The 14,635-nt window shown below is 61.9% G+C and carries 15 protein-coding genes; 11 read left to right on the top strand and 4 right to left on the bottom strand.

The annotated features are described in order from the left end of the window. Window positions 1–5 precede the first annotated feature (5 nt). Window positions 6–926, top strand: coding sequence for a phosphate/phosphite/phosphonate ABC transporter substrate-binding protein (locus M653_RS0103310; protein WP_027142011.1), 921 nt, complete (start codon window positions 6–8; stop codon window positions 924–926). A gap of 5 nt (window positions 927–931) precedes the next feature. Here M653_RS0103310 and M653_RS0103305 read toward each other — a convergent pair whose 3' ends face one another. The 3 genes from M653_RS0103305 to M653_RS0103295 all read right to left on the bottom strand — a co-directional run bounded on the left by M653_RS0103305 (window position 932) and on the right by M653_RS0103295 (window position 2,739). Then, on the bottom strand, window positions 932–1,555 hold the full coding sequence (locus tag M653_RS0103305) for a TadE/TadG family type IV pilus assembly protein (RefSeq protein ID WP_027142010.1): 624 nt from the start codon (window positions 1,553–1,555) through the stop codon (window positions 932–934). 40 nt (window positions 1,556–1,595) lie between these two features. After that, entirely contained in the window at window positions 1,596–2,177 is a 582-nt protein-coding gene (locus M653_RS0103300) for a TadE/TadG family type IV pilus assembly protein (RefSeq protein ID WP_027142009.1), read from the bottom strand. 139 nt (window positions 2,178–2,316) lie between these two features. Continuing rightward, complete coding sequence (locus M653_RS0103295) at window positions 2,317–2,739, bottom strand: pilus assembly protein N-terminal domain-containing protein (protein WP_027142008.1); 423 nt, start codon at window positions 2,737–2,739, stop codon at window positions 2,317–2,319. 358 nt (window positions 2,740–3,097) lie between these two features. On the opposite strand from M653_RS0103295, the gene M653_RS0103290 reads away from it, so the two are divergent. From M653_RS0103290 to M653_RS0103250, 9 genes are all read left to right on the top strand, one after another. Then, window positions 3,098–3,274: a Flp family type IVb pilin gene (locus M653_RS0103290; RefSeq protein WP_027142007.1), complete on the top strand. Its 177-nt coding sequence runs from the start codon at window positions 3,098–3,100 to the stop codon at window positions 3,272–3,274. Window positions 3,275–3,459: 185 nt separating this feature from the next. Next, window positions 3,460–3,978, top strand: a complete 519-nt coding sequence (locus tag M653_RS0103285) for a prepilin peptidase (protein ID WP_027142006.1) — start codon at window positions 3,460–3,462, stop codon at window positions 3,976–3,978. A 213-nt stretch (window positions 3,979–4,191) separates the two neighbouring features. Further along, window positions 4,192–5,001, top strand: a complete 810-nt coding sequence (cpaB, locus tag M653_RS0103280) for a Flp pilus assembly protein CpaB (protein ID WP_027142005.1) — start codon at window positions 4,192–4,194, stop codon at window positions 4,999–5,001. After that, a complete protein-coding gene (locus M653_RS0103275; protein ID WP_027142004.1) occupies window positions 4,998–6,494 on the top strand; it encodes a type II and III secretion system protein family protein in 1,497 nt (498 codons plus the stop codon). The genes cpaB and M653_RS0103275 overlap by 4 nt, the downstream gene beginning before the upstream one ends. A gap of 14 nt (window positions 6,495–6,508) precedes the next feature. Beyond that, a complete protein-coding gene (locus M653_RS0103270) occupies window positions 6,509–7,240 on the top strand; it encodes a CpaD family pilus assembly protein (RefSeq protein ID WP_027142003.1) in 732 nt (243 codons plus the stop codon). A 47-nt stretch (window positions 7,241–7,287) separates the two neighbouring features. Next, on the top strand, window positions 7,288–8,577 hold the full coding sequence (locus tag M653_RS0103265; RefSeq protein ID WP_032934965.1) for a CpaE family protein: 1,290 nt from the start codon (window positions 7,288–7,290) through the stop codon (window positions 8,575–8,577). 23 nt (window positions 8,578–8,600) lie between these two features. Further along, window positions 8,601–10,100, top strand: coding sequence for a CpaF family protein (locus M653_RS0103260; protein WP_027142001.1), 1,500 nt, complete (start codon window positions 8,601–8,603; stop codon window positions 10,098–10,100). A gap of 29 nt (window positions 10,101–10,129) precedes the next feature. Further along, window positions 10,130–11,143, top strand: a complete 1,014-nt coding sequence (locus M653_RS0103255) for a type II secretion system F family protein (RefSeq protein WP_027142000.1) — start codon at window positions 10,130–10,132, stop codon at window positions 11,141–11,143. Window positions 11,144–11,152: 9 nt separating this feature from the next. Further along, window positions 11,153–12,178 carry a type II secretion system F family protein gene (locus M653_RS0103250; protein ID WP_027141999.1) on the top strand — a complete coding sequence of 342 codons (1,026 nt, stop codon included), beginning with the start codon at window positions 11,153–11,155 and terminating at the stop codon, window positions 12,176–12,178. An 83-nt stretch (window positions 12,179–12,261) separates the two neighbouring features. On the opposite strand, the gene M653_RS0103245 is transcribed toward M653_RS0103250, so the two are convergent. Then, complete coding sequence (locus tag M653_RS0103245) at window positions 12,262–13,092, bottom strand: tetratricopeptide repeat protein (protein WP_027141998.1); 831 nt, start codon at window positions 13,090–13,092, stop codon at window positions 12,262–12,264. Window positions 13,093–13,223: 131 nt separating this feature from the next. Between M653_RS0103245 and M653_RS0103240 the strand changes: the two genes are divergently transcribed. Beyond that, window positions 13,224–14,588 carry a M17 family metallopeptidase gene (locus tag M653_RS0103240; RefSeq protein ID WP_027141997.1) on the top strand — a complete coding sequence of 455 codons (1,365 nt, stop codon included), beginning with the start codon at window positions 13,224–13,226 and terminating at the stop codon, window positions 14,586–14,588. The last annotated feature ends 47 nt before the right edge of the window (window positions 14,589–14,635 follow it).

Here is a 14,635-nt window from a genome sequence, read left to right as displayed (position 1 = left end):
CGGTCCTGTCGACTGCGCTCAAGGCATGGACCGCCTTCATGGCGGTAAACGCGTTCTGGTGTGAACCGGCGTGGGCAGACTGGCGCGATGATATAGGCACATTTCGCATCGGCATCGTCGCCGAGCCCGGCGCCGGCAACACCGTTCCGGGGCTGGCGGTGTTGACGCAAGCCTTTACCAATGCGCTCGGCATGAAGGTCGAGTTCGTCGTTGCCCGCGATTATGCGGCACTGATCGAGGGACAGGCCAATGCACGGATCGAATACGCCATCTATTCGGCGACCGCCTACGCCACGGCGCTGCAACGCTGCGGATGCATCGAGCCGCTCGTGGCTCCGGTCGATTCCGACGGTGTGGCCGGCATCCGCTCGGTACTGCTGACCAGGGATGGCAAACTGCGCGGCTTGGCCGATATGGAGGCCCACCGGGTCGCCATACCGCCGCCGGACAGCGTCGGCGGTTCGCTTTTGCCCTTGGCGGGGTTGGCTGCCGAACACGTCGAGATCGCCGAAGATGCACGGTTTCTTGTCCATGCCCCCTCGGCGTCGGCGGCCGAAACCATGCTCGTCGACGGCGAGGCCGACGCCATGTTCGGCTGGGTGAGGGCAGGGGCCGACGGCCAGCCGCGGCTGTCAGGGGGCACGCAGGCAAGGCTCGAGGCATCAGGGCTTTCGGCGTCGGCCCTTCAGGTTGTGTGGACGTCGGGTCTACTGAGATACGGTCCCCATGCGGTGCGCAGCGATCTCGATCCGGAAGCCAAGCGTCGGCTGACCGTGTTCCTCACCAACCTCAAATCGACGACGCCGGATGTCTACGATCTTCTGGAATCGAAGCATGCCGGCGGCTTTATGCCCGTGGTTTCAAAAGATTATGCCACGGCGGAGGCCATCGTGCGCCTGGTGTCGGTCGATGGTGGGCGGCGATAAGGTCTTCAGCAGTCGCCGCAAGGAATCGTGACGCTCCTGCGGGGGCGCAGATAATAGGTTTCGCCCATCGGAATCCTCGTGGTGAGAGATGGGGTCATTCCAAGCTTCTGCTGGCTGTCCGTCGTCCAGCCGATGATCGGCAAATAGCTGAGATTGCTCTCGACGCGGATGAGGAAGGTGCCGGCGACCCTGAGCGTTGCCGGAACCGTGGTCGCGGTGCCGGCGGTGGCTCCGACGCCGTTCACACCGTTGACCACCTTGCGCGACCACACCACCAGCACCCTCGGCGTGGCTTCGGTGGTGACCTGTATGGCCGTGATGGTGATGTCCGGCGTCGAGCGGTTGTAGGGTTGAAGGGTTACGCTGCCGATCTTCATGATGGCATCGAGCTCCGCCTTGACGATGCTCGGCTGTTGCGTCACGAGATCGGCGACCATGCTGCCGACACGGCTGACCTTCTTGCTTGTCTCTATGGCCTGCGAAGCCTCCAAGGTCATGAAATACATGACCAGCAGGATAGGCGCGATAAGCGCGAACTCGACCGCCGCGACGCCGCGGCGATTGGACCAGAACCGGACCGTTTTGCCCCAGAGCCCTGCAATTCCCAGATGTGCCCCCGCACGCATCATACTCGTTGCCTTTTTTCTTGTTGGTGCTTGCGTGATAGTCTCAATTGTCGAACGGCTCGTTCTGCCAGGTCACTGAAGCGAAATGCAGGGTTTTGTTACCCCCCATCGACTGCGCCATCAGGTCGGTCATGATCGGCCATTTGTAAAAGACGCGCAGCATGTTCTTTGATTCCGCCGCACCCGCCGTGACGGTAAACGGCACGTCGGCGCCGCTGTTCGTCAGCTTGATGTCACCGCCCTGAATCCTGAAGCCGGCCAAAGCCGCGTCGGCGAACGCCGTGTACTGGCGAAGATCGACGCTCAACTGATTGGGACAATCCTGGGAAACGATGATTTCCAGCTTGTCGCAGATCATGTTCTTCAAACTATCTCCGGCGATGTCGGCGGCCCTTAACTGGCCGGTGCGCAGCCGGCGTGCGACATCGTCCGTGATGTTGGCCATCACCTCCTGGCTGGCAAACGAGATGCAGCTTTCGAGGATGGCGAACACCAGGAGTGCGAACGGCATTGCAAGCAGCGCGAACTCCAGCGCCGTGCTGCCGCGCCGGTCGCGCACGAAGCGCCTGAAAGATCTGGTGCGCTCCATCTTGTGCTGACCTGTCGAGCTGAATTCCATGCTCATGCGATGTTCCTGCCATCCCTGGACGGTGCTGACAGGTCTACTAGCGCAAACCAATTGAGGTCCGGTTTGAATGATCGTTAAAGTCGGCGCGGGCGTTTTAACCAGGCGGTAACCTGGGCCATGGCGCACTCCGTGCAGCCTATTTGCTGAGGTTCATCTCGGCTTCGGACGATTTCTCCGCCTCGCTCTTGTAGGAGCTTTCGCAATAGGGTGTGCACGACATGGTCTGGACATCCGCGCGCCGGTAAATGCGAACCGACGAGGCTGCCTGGCGGACCACGGTAACCTGTGCGTCGACGATCGGGCTGCCGTCCGGGTCGAGAACGACGAGATTGGTGACACCGAAACCCTTGCCGGTGAGCACGATCGTCGAGGCATCCTGGACGGAAGCGTCGGCGATTGCCGGGTTGCCCACGACGATCGTATCGGCGGGGCGCGACAGTTTCACGATCTTGGCCTGATTCATGGTGACCTCGATGTCGGCGCCAGCCCTGGCGGGCGTAATCAAGCTGGCGGCGACAAGAAGCGCGGCAATCAGGATTGAGGATTTCGGCACGGCCATCAAGGCGCTCCACGCAAACGGACTGTTCAACGGAACATGAACGAGATTGGTGAACCAACGGTTAAGTCGGCTTGCCGCCGCCGGGTGTAGCGGTCGGCATGGCTACCCGCATGGCCCGATGCGCGCAGGGCTCGCAAGCTTCCGCAAACCCTTGCCTTTTACGGCGTTGACCCGCGAAACGGAATATTGGCCAGCGCTTAGTGTGGAGTTAACCACGCACCCGGTTCGAGCCGGGAAAGGAATCGGTAAGGCTGTTTATTAAGCCGATTGAAAGAGCTTCTCCCTAGATTGGCAGCATCCGATCAACCATCACAGAAGTTGACGGAAGTGCTGTAACACGTGGAGTAGGAGCTCTCGAATGTCTAATCTCATCGCACGTTTCGTGAAGGACGAATCCGGCGCGACCGCCATCGAATATGGTCTGATCGCCGCCCTCATCGCGCTCGCCATCATCACCGGCGCCGGCGCCCTCGGCAATGCAATCAATGCCAAGTTTAGCGCGATCGGAACCACGCTGAACTCCAGCGGCAGCTAATCTGCTTATTGCTGATCGCTCGGATTGCGTTCTGGACAGGGGCCGCCATAGGGTGGCCCTTGTTTTATTTTGCAAGTCTCGGGGCGCGGCGGAACAGTAGCCTTTTCACCACGGACCTCATCAATCGTTAATCGAATCAGCCTAGATTGAGTTTCTGTGGAATCCGCACAATAGGCTGATTGCCGATGCTTGAAGCCCTGATCTTCGTCGTCTTTCCGTTCTGCATGCTGTTTGCCGCGATCTCCGACATGCTGTCGATGACGATCGCCAATCGCGTGCCGGTGCTGCTTGTCGTCGTCTTCGCGCTGGTGGCGCCGCTGACGGGCATGGAATGGGCGGTTTACGGCTGGCATTTCGCCGCCGGCGCCATTGTCTTGGCCGTCACATTCGGTCTGTTCGCCTTGGGTGGCATGGGCGGTGGCGATGCCAAGCTGCTGGCCGCCACGGCCGTGTGGATGGGGCTCAACATCCATCTCGTCGAATATCTTGTCGCTTCGACAATCATCGGCGGCCTTCTGACAATCGCGATCCTGTTTTACCGGAAATCGCCTCTGGCGATGTTCACTGGACGCAATCCATTCCTGCGTCATTTTGCGGAAGAATCAGCCGGTGTTCCCTACGGGATCGCGCTCGGCCTGGGAGGCCTGCTGACCTATCCCGATTCCCCATTGATGGTGTGGGCGCTGGCAAGGCTGGCGAGCTGAATTCATTAAATTTTCGTCGGCCGACATGCCTTGCACGTCGGCTTTGCGGAGCGGCCGCCCAGCATTTCCGCGCCTCACGGCGCGATCCATTCTAATTTATATAAACCTTAAATTAATCACGATCGTAAGCATTGCATTAACCTTGTTTTGACGATTGCCGCTGCAAAGTCCGGCTTGGCTAGGTTGGTTTGCCAAGGGCGAGGGTTCGGACAGATGCCAGCATCCCGATTGATTATTCTGAGCGTGGCGGTGGCCGCGGCGGGCGGTGCTGGCTATGTCGCGAAAAACATGGTCGCTCCGCCGCCTCAGGTCGTCGTCGATTCTGGCCCCCAGGCCCCCGCGGTGACCCTGCAGGACGTGCTTGTGCTCTCGGGCGATGTCGCAATGGGCAACGCGCTCGAGAACAACATAAGCTGGCAATCCTGGCCTGCTGACGGCATCAACGCGAATTTCATCACCAAGGCCACAGCTCCTGATGCCCTGGAGAAGCTGAAAGGGTCGATTGCCCGTGTGCCGATGTATGCCGGCGAGCCCGTGCGGCGCTCCAAGCTGATCGGCGAGGGACAAAGCTTCATGTCGTCCATCCTGCCGTCCGGCATGCGGGCGGTCGCAACGACGATATCGGCGGACACTTCGGCCGGCGGCTTCATCCTTCCCAACGATTTCGTCGACGTCATCATGACCCGCAGGGCCGATGCCAACACCGGGGCCGGATTCAGCACCGAGACCATCCTGAAGAATATCCGCGTCCTGGCAATCGACCAGACCATCCAGGAAGACGAGGAAGGCAAGAAGACCAGGGTGGGCCAGACCGCCACGCTGGAGCTGACACCCAAACAGGCGGAGATCATCACCGTCGCCCAACAGATGGCGGATCGCCTGACGCTGGCGCTGCGGGCGATCACGGACACCCAGGAAAAGAATGTGGACGAGGCCGACTATCTCGTTTCCGGCAATGGCCGCCGGGGAACGGTGAGGCTGATCAAGTCGGGCGAAGTCTCCGAAGTAGGGGCAAGGAAATGAGGCTAAGCGCTAAACTGCCGGCAATCGTGGCCATGGCACTCGGCCTTTTGCTCGTCGGAGCGAATGTGCAGGGCGTCGAGGCGAAGAGCACGAAAGTGTCGGCCACGACAGCCACCCAGCGCGTCAAGCTTGGCCTCAACAAGTCGGTGGTCATAGACCTGCCGAGCGATGCCTACGACATTCTTGTCGCCAATCCCTCTGTTGCCGATGCGGTGACCCGCACCGCAAGGCGTATCTACCTCTTCGGCAAGGCGGTCGGCGAAACCAATATCTTCGTCTTTGGGCCGAACGGCGAACAGATCGCCAGCCTGGACCTGGCCGTCGAGCGCGACGTCGCCGGCCTGGAGGACTATATCAGGCGCTTCATTCCGACCTCGGCCGTCAAGGTGGAACTGCTCAACGACAACGTGGTTCTGACCGGCACCGTGGATACCCCCCTGGATGCCAAGCGCGCCGAACAGCTGGCAAATATGTTTGTGTCCGGCGGTGAAGCGACGACGGGACAATATTCGCAGACCGCCGCCGGCGGCTCGGCCCAGAGCGGTGTCGACATCAACAACCCGGACCAGGAGCGCCGCGTCAGCCAAATCGTCAATCTGCTGCAGATCATCGGAGACGATCAGGTCACGCTGAAGGTGACGGTCGCCGAAGTCAGCCGCTCCGTGATGAAGCAACTCGGCGTCAACATGGTCGGCAGCGGCGGCAGCAACGGCATCAGCTACGGCGCGATCAGCGAAAATTTCGCTGGCCTCGGCAAGCCGCTGTCGAATTCGGGCTTCAATATAGCCGCCTCGGGGTTACAGGCCTACATCAACGCCATGGAGCAGTCCGGGGTCATGAAGACGCTGGCTGAGCCGACCTTGACCGCCGTATCCGGCGAGAAGGCGACCTTCAAGGTCGGTGGCGAATACAACATCGTGAGCGGCGTCACCGCCAACGTGTCCACCGACAACCAGACCGGCTTGAAGAATTACACCCTCGACAAGATCGAGTACGGCATCGGCCTGGAATTCCAGCCGGTGGTGTTATCTCCCGGCCGCATAAGCCTGAAAGTCAGGACTTCGGTTTCCGAGCCGACAACGGAAGGATCCGCGACGGCGGGCGACACAAATATCATGTCACTGCGCAAGCGTCTTGCCGATACGACGGTCGAACTGCCCTCGGGCGGCTCCATGATGATCGCCGGCCTGGTTCGCGACGATGTCAGGCAGGCCGTCAACGGCTTGCCTGGACTGACAAAGATTCCCGTGCTCGGCGCGCTCTTCCGCAGCAGGGATTTCGTGCGCAACGAGACCGAGCTCGTCATCATCATCACGCCCTATCTGGTGAAACCCGTGGCACGCAACGATCTCGCCAAGCCGGACGACAATTTCAACCCTCCGAGCGACGGGGCGGGCATGTTCCTTGGGCGTGTCAATCGCGTCTACGGCACCATGCAGACCGACAGGCCCAATGGCCGCTATCACGGCGTTGTCGGCTTCATCTACAAGTGAACGGGAAAGCAGACATGTCTCAGTCAGCATTGAAGGCAAGGACCATGGCGATGCGCTCCGGCCGTTCTCGGATAAGCCTGCGGGTCCTTCCGATCATGGCGGTGGCGGTATCGGCTCTGCTGGCCGGTTGTGCTCACCGCGACAGCATTACCGTCGGCGCCATCCCCGACGACTATCGCACCAATCATCCAATCGTCATCGCGGAGAAGAACCAGAAGATCGATCTTCCTGTCGGCGCTGGCGACCGCGGCATGACCGGTTCGCAGCGCGACACGCTCCTGGGTTTCCTTGACGGCTATGACAAGAGTGCCGCTCCGGCATTGACGATCCAGATTCCAAGCGGATCGGCCAACGAAGTCGCCGCGACGGCGGCCGGCCGCGATTTCGCCCGGCTCGCGGTCGCCGCCGGCATAAAACGCGACCGGATCGTCGTGGTCTTCTATCAGGCTGGATCGAGCGAGGCATCAGCCCCGGTTCGCGTCTCCTACATCGCGGTGAGGGCACAGACCGACAAATGCGGACGTTGGCCCGCCGACCTGGTGGAAACGTCGGAGAACAAGCACTACGCCGATTTCGGCTGCTCCTATCAGAACAATCTTGCCGCCCAGATGGCCAATCCAGGCGATCTTCTCGGGCCGCGCAAGTCTACCACTATTGATGCGGCAAATCGCAGCAAAGCCATCGGTGTCTACCAAGACAGGGGCATTTCGGATGAATTCCTCGGCAACTCGGAAGTGACTTACTAAGCCGCCCTCGGAAAGAAGAGACGCCACGATCAGGCAACGGAAAGAGCATGACCATGAGCAACCTTGCCTATAACGCCACCGTGGAGGGCGGTGACACCTCGCCGCAGGACGTCGCCGCGATGCAGGCGTTGCGGCCGGTTCCGCGTATTTCGATCCAGGCATTCTGCGAGACGGAGGGCGTTGCCAATCCGGTCCAGCGCGCCGGCGAGGACCGCCGTATGACCAAGGCGCACCTCAAGGTCCATATGGGCGGCGTTCCCACCGCCATCGAGTTCTACCAGTCGGCGCCGACACCGAACCTGATCCTGCTGGAATCGCGCAGCGAACCCAAGCAACTGCTGGAGCAACTCGCCCACCTGTCGGAATACTGCGATCCATCCTCGAAAGTGGTGGTGATCGGTCACTACAATGATGTTGGCCTCTATCGCGAACTCATCCGCTCCGGCATCTCCGAATACGTCATCGCGCCGGTGTCGATGGCCGACGTCGTCAGCGTCGTGTCGTCGATCTTCGTCGATCCGGAAGCTGAACCGCTCGGCCGCTCGGTCGCCTTCGTCGGCGCCAAGGGCGGCGTCGGCTCTTCCACGATCGCCCACAATGTTGCCTGGGCAATGTCCTCCCTGTTCAAATCCGAGGTCGTTGTGGCCGACCTCGATCTCGCCTTCGGCACCGCCAACATCAATTTCGATCAGGACCCGGCCCAGGGCATCGCCGAGGCCGTGTTCTCGCCCGAGCGCGTCGACGAAGTCTATCTCGACCGGCTGCTGACCCAATGCGCCGAGCATCTGTCGCTGCTCGCGGCGCCCTCGACGCTGGAACGCGTCTACGACTTCGAGCCCGATGCCTTCGCGCAGCTTGTCGATACCGCGCAGCGCAGCGTGCCGATCCTTGTGCTCGACGTTCCCCATGTCTGGACGGGATGGGCCAAGAACACGCTGGTCAAGGCCGACGAGGTCGTCATCACGGCAACGCCGGAACTGGCCAATCTGCGCAACACCAAGAACCTGGTCGACATGTTGAAGCGGCTTCGCCCGAACGATCCGCCGCCGAAATTGATCATCAACCAGGCCGGCGTGCCCAAGCGGCCGGAGATATCGCCATCCGATTTCGCCGAGCCGCTCGGCCTGACACCGATGTCGGTCATCGGCTTTGATCCCTTGCTGTTCGGCAATGCCGCAAACAACGGACGCATGCTGGGCGAGATGGATGCCAAGAACCCGGTTGTGGCCACCATCAACGAGATTGCTCATGTGCTGACCGGCCGCAGCGAAATCAGGGCGAAAAAGAAGGCTGGCCTGGGCAGTCTGCTCGGCAAGCTCTCGCGCAACAAGAAGTGACGCAATGGGGTCGGTAGTCGGTCATGTTCGGTAAAAGAGGCAACGACGACGGCAATCGGTTCACGCCGGAATTTCGCCAGCCGGCACCGGTCGCGCCGGCCGCCGCGGTCTCGGCGGACACCGCGGTTCTTGCCCGGCCCGCGGCCACGCCTCAGCCGAGCACGCCTGTCGCGCCACCGGCCAGGCGCGCGGTCGAGGCGCCGCCGATGGCGCCGGAACCGAGGAAAGGCCGCGAAAAGAGCGAAACCTACTACGATACCAAGAGCCAGGTTTTCTCGGCTCTCATCGATACGATCGACCTGTCGCAACTCGCCAAGCTCGATCCCGAAAGCGCCCGCGAGGAAATCCGCGACATCGTCAACGATATCATCGCGATCAAGAACTTCGCGATGTCGATCGCTGAGCAGGAAGAACTGCTCGAGGACATCTGCAATGACGTGCTCGGCTATGGGCCGCTCGAGCCGTTGCTCGCGCGCGACGACATCGCCGACATCATGGTCAACGGGTCCAAGAACGTCTACATCGAAGTCAACGGCAAGGTCGAACAGACCAACATCCGCTTCCGCGACAACCAGCAGCTGCTCAACATCTGCCAGCGCATCGTCAGCCAGGTCGGCCGCCGCGTCGACGAATCCAGCCCGATCTGCGACGCCCGTCTTCCCGACGGGTCGCGCGTCAACGTCATTGCGCCGCCGCTGGCCATCGACGGCACCGCGCTCACCATTCGCAAATTCAAGAAGGACAAGCTGACGCTCGACCAACTGGTCAAGTTCGGCGCCATCTCTCCGCAAGGGGCCGAAGTTCTCAAGATCATCGGCCGTGTCCGCTGCAACATCGTCATCTCGGGCGGCACCGGCTCCGGCAAGACGACATTGCTCAACTGCCTGACCAACTACATCGACCGTGATGAGCGCGTCATCACCTGCGAGGACTCGGCCGAACTGCAACTGCAGCAGCCGCATGTCGTGCGCCTGGAAACGCGTCCGCCCAACCTTGAGGGCGAGGGCGAGGTGACGATGCGCGACCTGGTCAAGAACTGCCTGCGCATGCGGCCCGAACGCATCATCGTCGGCGAAGTGCGCGGACCCGAGGTCTTCGACCTCCTGCAGGCGATGAATACCGGCCATGACGGCTCGATGGGAACGATCCACTCCAACAGCCCGCGCGAATGCCTGAACCGTATCGAGTCCATGATCGCCATGGGCGGCTATTCGCTGCCGCAGAAAACCGTGCGCGAAATCGTCGTCGGCTCCATCGACGTGATCATCCAGGCGGCGCGCCTGCGCGATGGATCGCGCCGCATCACCCACATCACCGAAGTGATCGGGATGGAGGGCGACGTCATCATCACGCAGGATATTGTCCTCTATAACATCAAGGGCGAGGACGCCAACGGCAGGCTGTTGGGTGAACACGTCTCGACCGGCATCGGCCGCCCCCATTTCTGGGAGCGGGCCCGATACTATGGCGAGGAGCAGCGTCTCGCCGCAGCGCTCGAGGCTATGGAGAAACGTGCTGACTGACGCATCCGCGGGCGTGAAGGTTCTGGTCGATGTTTGGAATTGACGGCACCGTATTGGCGTTTGTCGTGCTCGCCGGCTTCAGCGCCGGCGCGGTCGCCTATGCATTCCTGTTCACCCAGATCAGCAATGAGAAACAGGCCGGAAAGCGGCTTGAAACGATCAAGGCCGCCGAGACGGACCGTTCTGTTGTGAAGGCGACCCGCGACCGCGCGGCGGACGCCGCCAAGCGCCGCAAATCGGTGCAGGATTCACTGAAGGAACTCGACGAGAAGCAGAAGACCAAGGACACCGCCGTCAAGAAGCCGCCGCTGAAAGCCCAGCTTCGCCAGGCTGGGATGAAGGTGCCGATCGAGCGTTTCTATATCTATTCGGCCATATTCGGCCTCGCGCTGACAATCGTCGCGTTCGTGGCCGGAGCGCCGATGATTGTCCTGCCCGGTGTGCTGCTCGCCGGAGCGCTCGGCCTGCCGCGTTGGTTCGTTTCTTTTCGTCGTACCCGCCGCGTCAAGTCATTCCTCAACGAATTTCCAAACGCGCTCGACATCATCGTGCGGGCGGTCAAGTCCGGCCTGCCGCTGAACGACGCTATACGCCTGATCGCCAATGAATCGCCTGAACCCGTGAAGGCCGAGTTTCGCCGGATAGTCGATTCGCAGCAGATGGGCCTGTCGATCCCCGACGCGACCTTGCGCATGCCCGAAACCATGCCGTGCACCGAGGCGAGTTTCTTCGGCATCGTCATCCAGATCCAGTCGCAGGCCGGTGGCAATCTCTCCGAGGCGCTGGGTAACCTTTCGCGCGTGTTGCGCGACCGCAAGAAGATGAAGGCCAAGGTCGCGGCACTGTCGATGGAAGCGAAAGCATCCGCCGCCATCATCGGCGCCTTGCCTTTCATCGTCGCCTTTCTCGTCTATCTCTCCAGTCCCAACTATCTGATGCCGCTGTTCACGACCAGCGTCGGCCATTTGATACTCGGTTTCGCCGCCGTCTGGATGTCGATCGGCATCTTCGTGATGCGCAAGATGATGAACTTTGAAGTCTAGGGCCGCGGCATGACCGAACAAGCCATCAAATCACTGACGGATCCCAGCTTCCTGATTGCGCTGCTGGTCGCTATCGCCGTGTTCGCAACCGTCTTTACGCTGCTCCCGGCGTTTGGTGGAAACCAGCTCAAGGCGCGCATGAAATCGGTCGCGCTGGAGCGTGATGAGCTTCGCGCCAAGCAGCGCGCGCGGCTTGCGACCGAGGCCGATCGCCGCCGCAAGGGTCTGCGCGAGGAACAGTCGATCGGCATGCGCAACATTGTCGACCGGCTCGATCTGCGGCGTGCGTTGGCCGACGAGGCAACCTTGCAAAAGCTCAAGGTTGCCGGCTTTCGCGGGCAGAATCCGCTAACGCGTTTTCTGTTCTTCCGCCTGGTGCTTCCTTTTGTCGGCTTCGCGCTCGGTCTGGTCTATATTTTCGTGCTCGGAGGATTGCCCGACAAGCCATTGGTGGTCCGGCTGTTCGTCTGCGTCCTGGTTGCCTATGGCGGCTTCTACGCGCCGGTCCTCTACGTCAACAATCGCGCGACCAAGCGCAAGCAGTCGATCCAGATGGCGTGGCCGGATGCGCTCGACCTGATGCTCATCTGCGTGGAGTCCGGCATGTCGGTGGAAGCCGCGCTGCGCAAGGTCGCCGACGAGATCGGCGCGCAGTCGGTGGCTCTGGCGGAAGAATTCATCCTGACCAACGCCGAACTCTCCTATCTGCAGGAGCGCAAGCAGGCTTACGAGAACCTGGCCAGCCGTACGGGGCTGGAATCGGTCAAGTCTGTGTCGCAGGCGCTTGTCCAGGCCGAACGCTACGGTACGCCGGTAGCGCACGCGCTGCGCGTGCTCGCCGCCGAAAGCCGCGACATGCGCATGAACGCCGCCGAGAAAAAGGCGGCCGCCCTGCCGCCCAAACTCACCGTGCCGATGATCTTGTTCTTCCTGCCGGTGCTGTTCGCCATCATCCTGGGGCCGGCGGGCATCCAGGTCAGCCAGCGCGGTATCTTCGGCGATCATTCCGGGGCGGCCGCGTCGACCAGCCAATAGCCAACGCAGAATCCGTCTGCGGAGACAAAAAGCCGCGCTGCAATCGAGCGCGGCTTTTACGATTTGCGGTAAGCCCGCGGCGATCAGTTGGTGGCGGTTTTCGCCGGTTTCGCCTTGTCCTGGTCCTTGAGCTGGCTCCAGGCGTTCTGCTGGGCCAGCATCTGCCTGAGATAGGCGACGTTGGCCTGTGCCTGTTCGGGGGAAAGTTCCTGCGAGGCGATCTTCTCGGCTTCGTCGAAACGACCCTGCAGGCCGACAACAAGCGCCAGGTTCTGGCGCACCCGGCTGTCGGCGTTCGACTGCTGGGCGGCCGACCGCATATAGGTCTCGGCGGTGCGCAGATCCCCTTCCAGCACATAGGACATGCCGAGATTGGAAAGGATCGAGGGCTCGTTCGGCTTGAGTTCGAGAGCCTTGCGGTAGAGTTGGCGCGCCTCGTCCTTCTGGCCGGTCTGATCGAGGATGGCCGCCTCCGCCGACACCAGCCTCCAGTCGGGATATTCCGGCGTCTGTGCGCGGCGCACCGCATCGAGCGCCGCCTCGAACTGGCCGTTGGCGGCCAGCGCCTTGCCATAGGCGGCGAGTACGTCGCGGTCCTTGGGATAGGCGATCGCCAGCTTGCGCATCACGGCGAGCGACTGGTCGGCATCCCCGTCCATCTGCAGCGCCGCCGCGAAATTGGTGGCGATTCGCTTGTCGGTGGGGTTCCTCGCATAGGACTGGCCAAGAGCGGCAGTGGCGTTGTGCAATTCTCCCGCCGACATCGTCTCCAGCGGCTTGCCGCTGGTGCGTCCGATCGAGCCGGTGGTGAGCTTGTCGGTTGCGCATCCCGCGACACCTGCCGCGAGCGCCAGCATGAATGCCGTGGTGATGAGCCGCTTTCCCCGGATGTTTATCGTGCGGTTGGTCGGCATCGGCACCCTGGGCCTCCATTCATGCGCGTGGCCATTGCGTGGCCATCTTCCCTCCAGCAGAAATATTCTGTTAACCCTAACGGAGGGTTAAGAAACGCCGACTCGAGCGAGTTCGGCAGGAGAAACGTCTGATGTCCGTGGAACTGGTCGAGAACAAGCTGAAGAACCCGCTGCCGATCCATCTGGTCGCCAGGGACGGGCTGGACGCGGCCGGTCTGTCGCCGTCTATTGTCGCTTGGGCCAAGGCAAACGGTTTTTCCGGCGAGGCCGGGAGGACGCTGGCCGTGCCCGGCGAAAACGGCGCGCTCGGCGGCGCCATGTTCGGTCTTGGCGACGGTGAAGGCGCGCTCGGTCTGGGCGCGCTGTCGAAAACCCTGCCCGAAGGCGACTGGCACTTCGCCTCGGCGCCGACCGAGCCTGAATTGGCGGCGATCGCGTTGGCGCTCGGCGGCTATGTCTTTACCCGCTATGGCAAGAAGCCGGGCAAGGCGCTGCGCTTCGAATTGCCGGCCGGCGTCAATGCGCAGCGCGTTCGCCGCATCGCCGACGGCGTTTTCCTGACGCGTGACCTCGTCAACACACCGACCAACGATATGGGGCCGGACGATCTGGAGAGGGCAGTGCGGGTCCTGGCTGGGACCCACAAGGCCGAAGTCTCCGTCATCAAGGGCGACGACCTGCTCACACAGAATTTCCCGATGATCCACGCCGTCGGTCGTGCGTCGTCCGATGCGCCGCGCCTGATCGACTTGACATGGGGGCAGCAAGGCGCGCCGAAGGTGACCCTGGTCGGCAAGGGTGTCTGCTTCGATACGGGTGGCCTCGATATCAAGCCTTCTCCGGGCATGCTCCTGATGAAGAAGGACATGGGCGGCGCGGCCAACGTGCTTGGCCTGGCTTCGATGATCATGGCGGCCGGGCTCAACGTACGGCTGCGGGTGCTGATCCCCGCGGTCGAGAATTCGATTGCCGGCAATGCCTTCCGCCCGGGTGACGTGCTGGCGAGCCGCAAGGGCATATCAGTCGAGATCGGAAATACGGACGCGGAAGGGAGGCTGGTGCTGGGCGACGCGCTGGCGCTTGCCGACGAAGAGGAACCGCAGATCCTGGTCGACATGGCGACCCTGACCGGAGCAGCCCGCGTCGCGCTGGGTCCCGACCTGCCGCCCTTCTACACCGATGACGAGGCGCTTGCCGCGGAGCTGGCGGCCGCCTCCATCGCGGTCGAGGACCCGCTGTGGCGCATGCCGCTGTGGCGGCCCTACGACGCGAAACTGTCGTCGAAGATCGCTGACATCAACAACGTCACCACAGACGGTTTCGCCGGCTCGATCACGGCCGCGCTGTTCCTCAAGCGCTTCGTCGAGAAGACGGCAAGCTGGGCGCATTTCGACATCTTCGCCTGGAACCCCGCCGACCGCCCCTACGGCCCTGCCGGTGGCGAGGCGCAAGGCATCCGCGCGTTGGAGCGGATCATCTCGACGCGCTATGCCTGATGTGCAAGCAGAGCCGGCAAATTGCTGAAACTGAAACGGAACCGAAA

Source organism: Mesorhizobium sp. WSM3626, from assembly GCF_000513935.1.
GTDB lineage: Bacteria > Pseudomonadota > Alphaproteobacteria > Rhizobiales > Rhizobiaceae > Mesorhizobium > Mesorhizobium salmacidum.
This window is presented reverse-complemented; position numbering and strand designations above follow the sequence as displayed.

What these genes read in the sequence shown, in the direction of transcription:
- M653_RS0103305 (WP_027142010.1), bottom strand. Translation starts at nt 1,555, where the DNA reads ATGATGCGTGCGGGGGCACATCTGGGAATTGCAGGGCTCTGGGGCAAA.
- M653_RS0103300 (WP_027142009.1), bottom strand. Translation starts at nt 2,177, where the DNA reads ATGAGCATGGAATTCAGCTCGACAGGTCAGCACAAGATGGAGCGCACC.
- M653_RS0103295 (WP_027142008.1), bottom strand. Translation starts at nt 2,739, where the DNA reads ATGGCCGTGCCGAAATCCTCAATCCTGATTGCCGCGCTTCTTGTCGCC.
- M653_RS0103290 (WP_027142007.1), top strand. Translation starts at nt 3,098, where the DNA reads ATGTCTAATCTCATCGCACGTTTCGTGAAGGACGAATCCGGCGCGACC.
- M653_RS0103285 (WP_027142006.1), top strand. Translation starts at nt 3,460, where the DNA reads ATGCTTGAAGCCCTGATCTTCGTCGTCTTTCCGTTCTGCATGCTGTTT.
- cpaB (WP_027142005.1), top strand. Translation starts at nt 4,192, where the DNA reads ATGCCAGCATCCCGATTGATTATTCTGAGCGTGGCGGTGGCCGCGGCG.
- M653_RS0103275 (WP_027142004.1), top strand. Translation starts at nt 4,998, where the DNA reads ATGAGGCTAAGCGCTAAACTGCCGGCAATCGTGGCCATGGCACTCGGC.
- M653_RS0103270 (WP_027142003.1), top strand. Translation starts at nt 6,509, where the DNA reads ATGTCTCAGTCAGCATTGAAGGCAAGGACCATGGCGATGCGCTCCGGC.
- M653_RS0103265 (WP_032934965.1), top strand. Translation starts at nt 7,288, where the DNA reads ATGACCATGAGCAACCTTGCCTATAACGCCACCGTGGAGGGCGGTGAC.
- M653_RS0103260 (WP_027142001.1), top strand. Translation starts at nt 8,601, where the DNA reads ATGTTCGGTAAAAGAGGCAACGACGACGGCAATCGGTTCACGCCGGAA.
- M653_RS0103255 (WP_027142000.1), top strand. Translation starts at nt 10,130, where the DNA reads ATGTTTGGAATTGACGGCACCGTATTGGCGTTTGTCGTGCTCGCCGGC.
- M653_RS0103250 (WP_027141999.1), top strand. Translation starts at nt 11,153, where the DNA reads ATGACCGAACAAGCCATCAAATCACTGACGGATCCCAGCTTCCTGATT.
- M653_RS0103245 (WP_027141998.1), bottom strand. Translation starts at nt 13,092, where the DNA reads ATGCCGACCAACCGCACGATAAACATCCGGGGAAAGCGGCTCATCACC.
- M653_RS0103240 (WP_027141997.1), top strand. Translation starts at nt 13,224, where the DNA reads ATGTCCGTGGAACTGGTCGAGAACAAGCTGAAGAACCCGCTGCCGATC.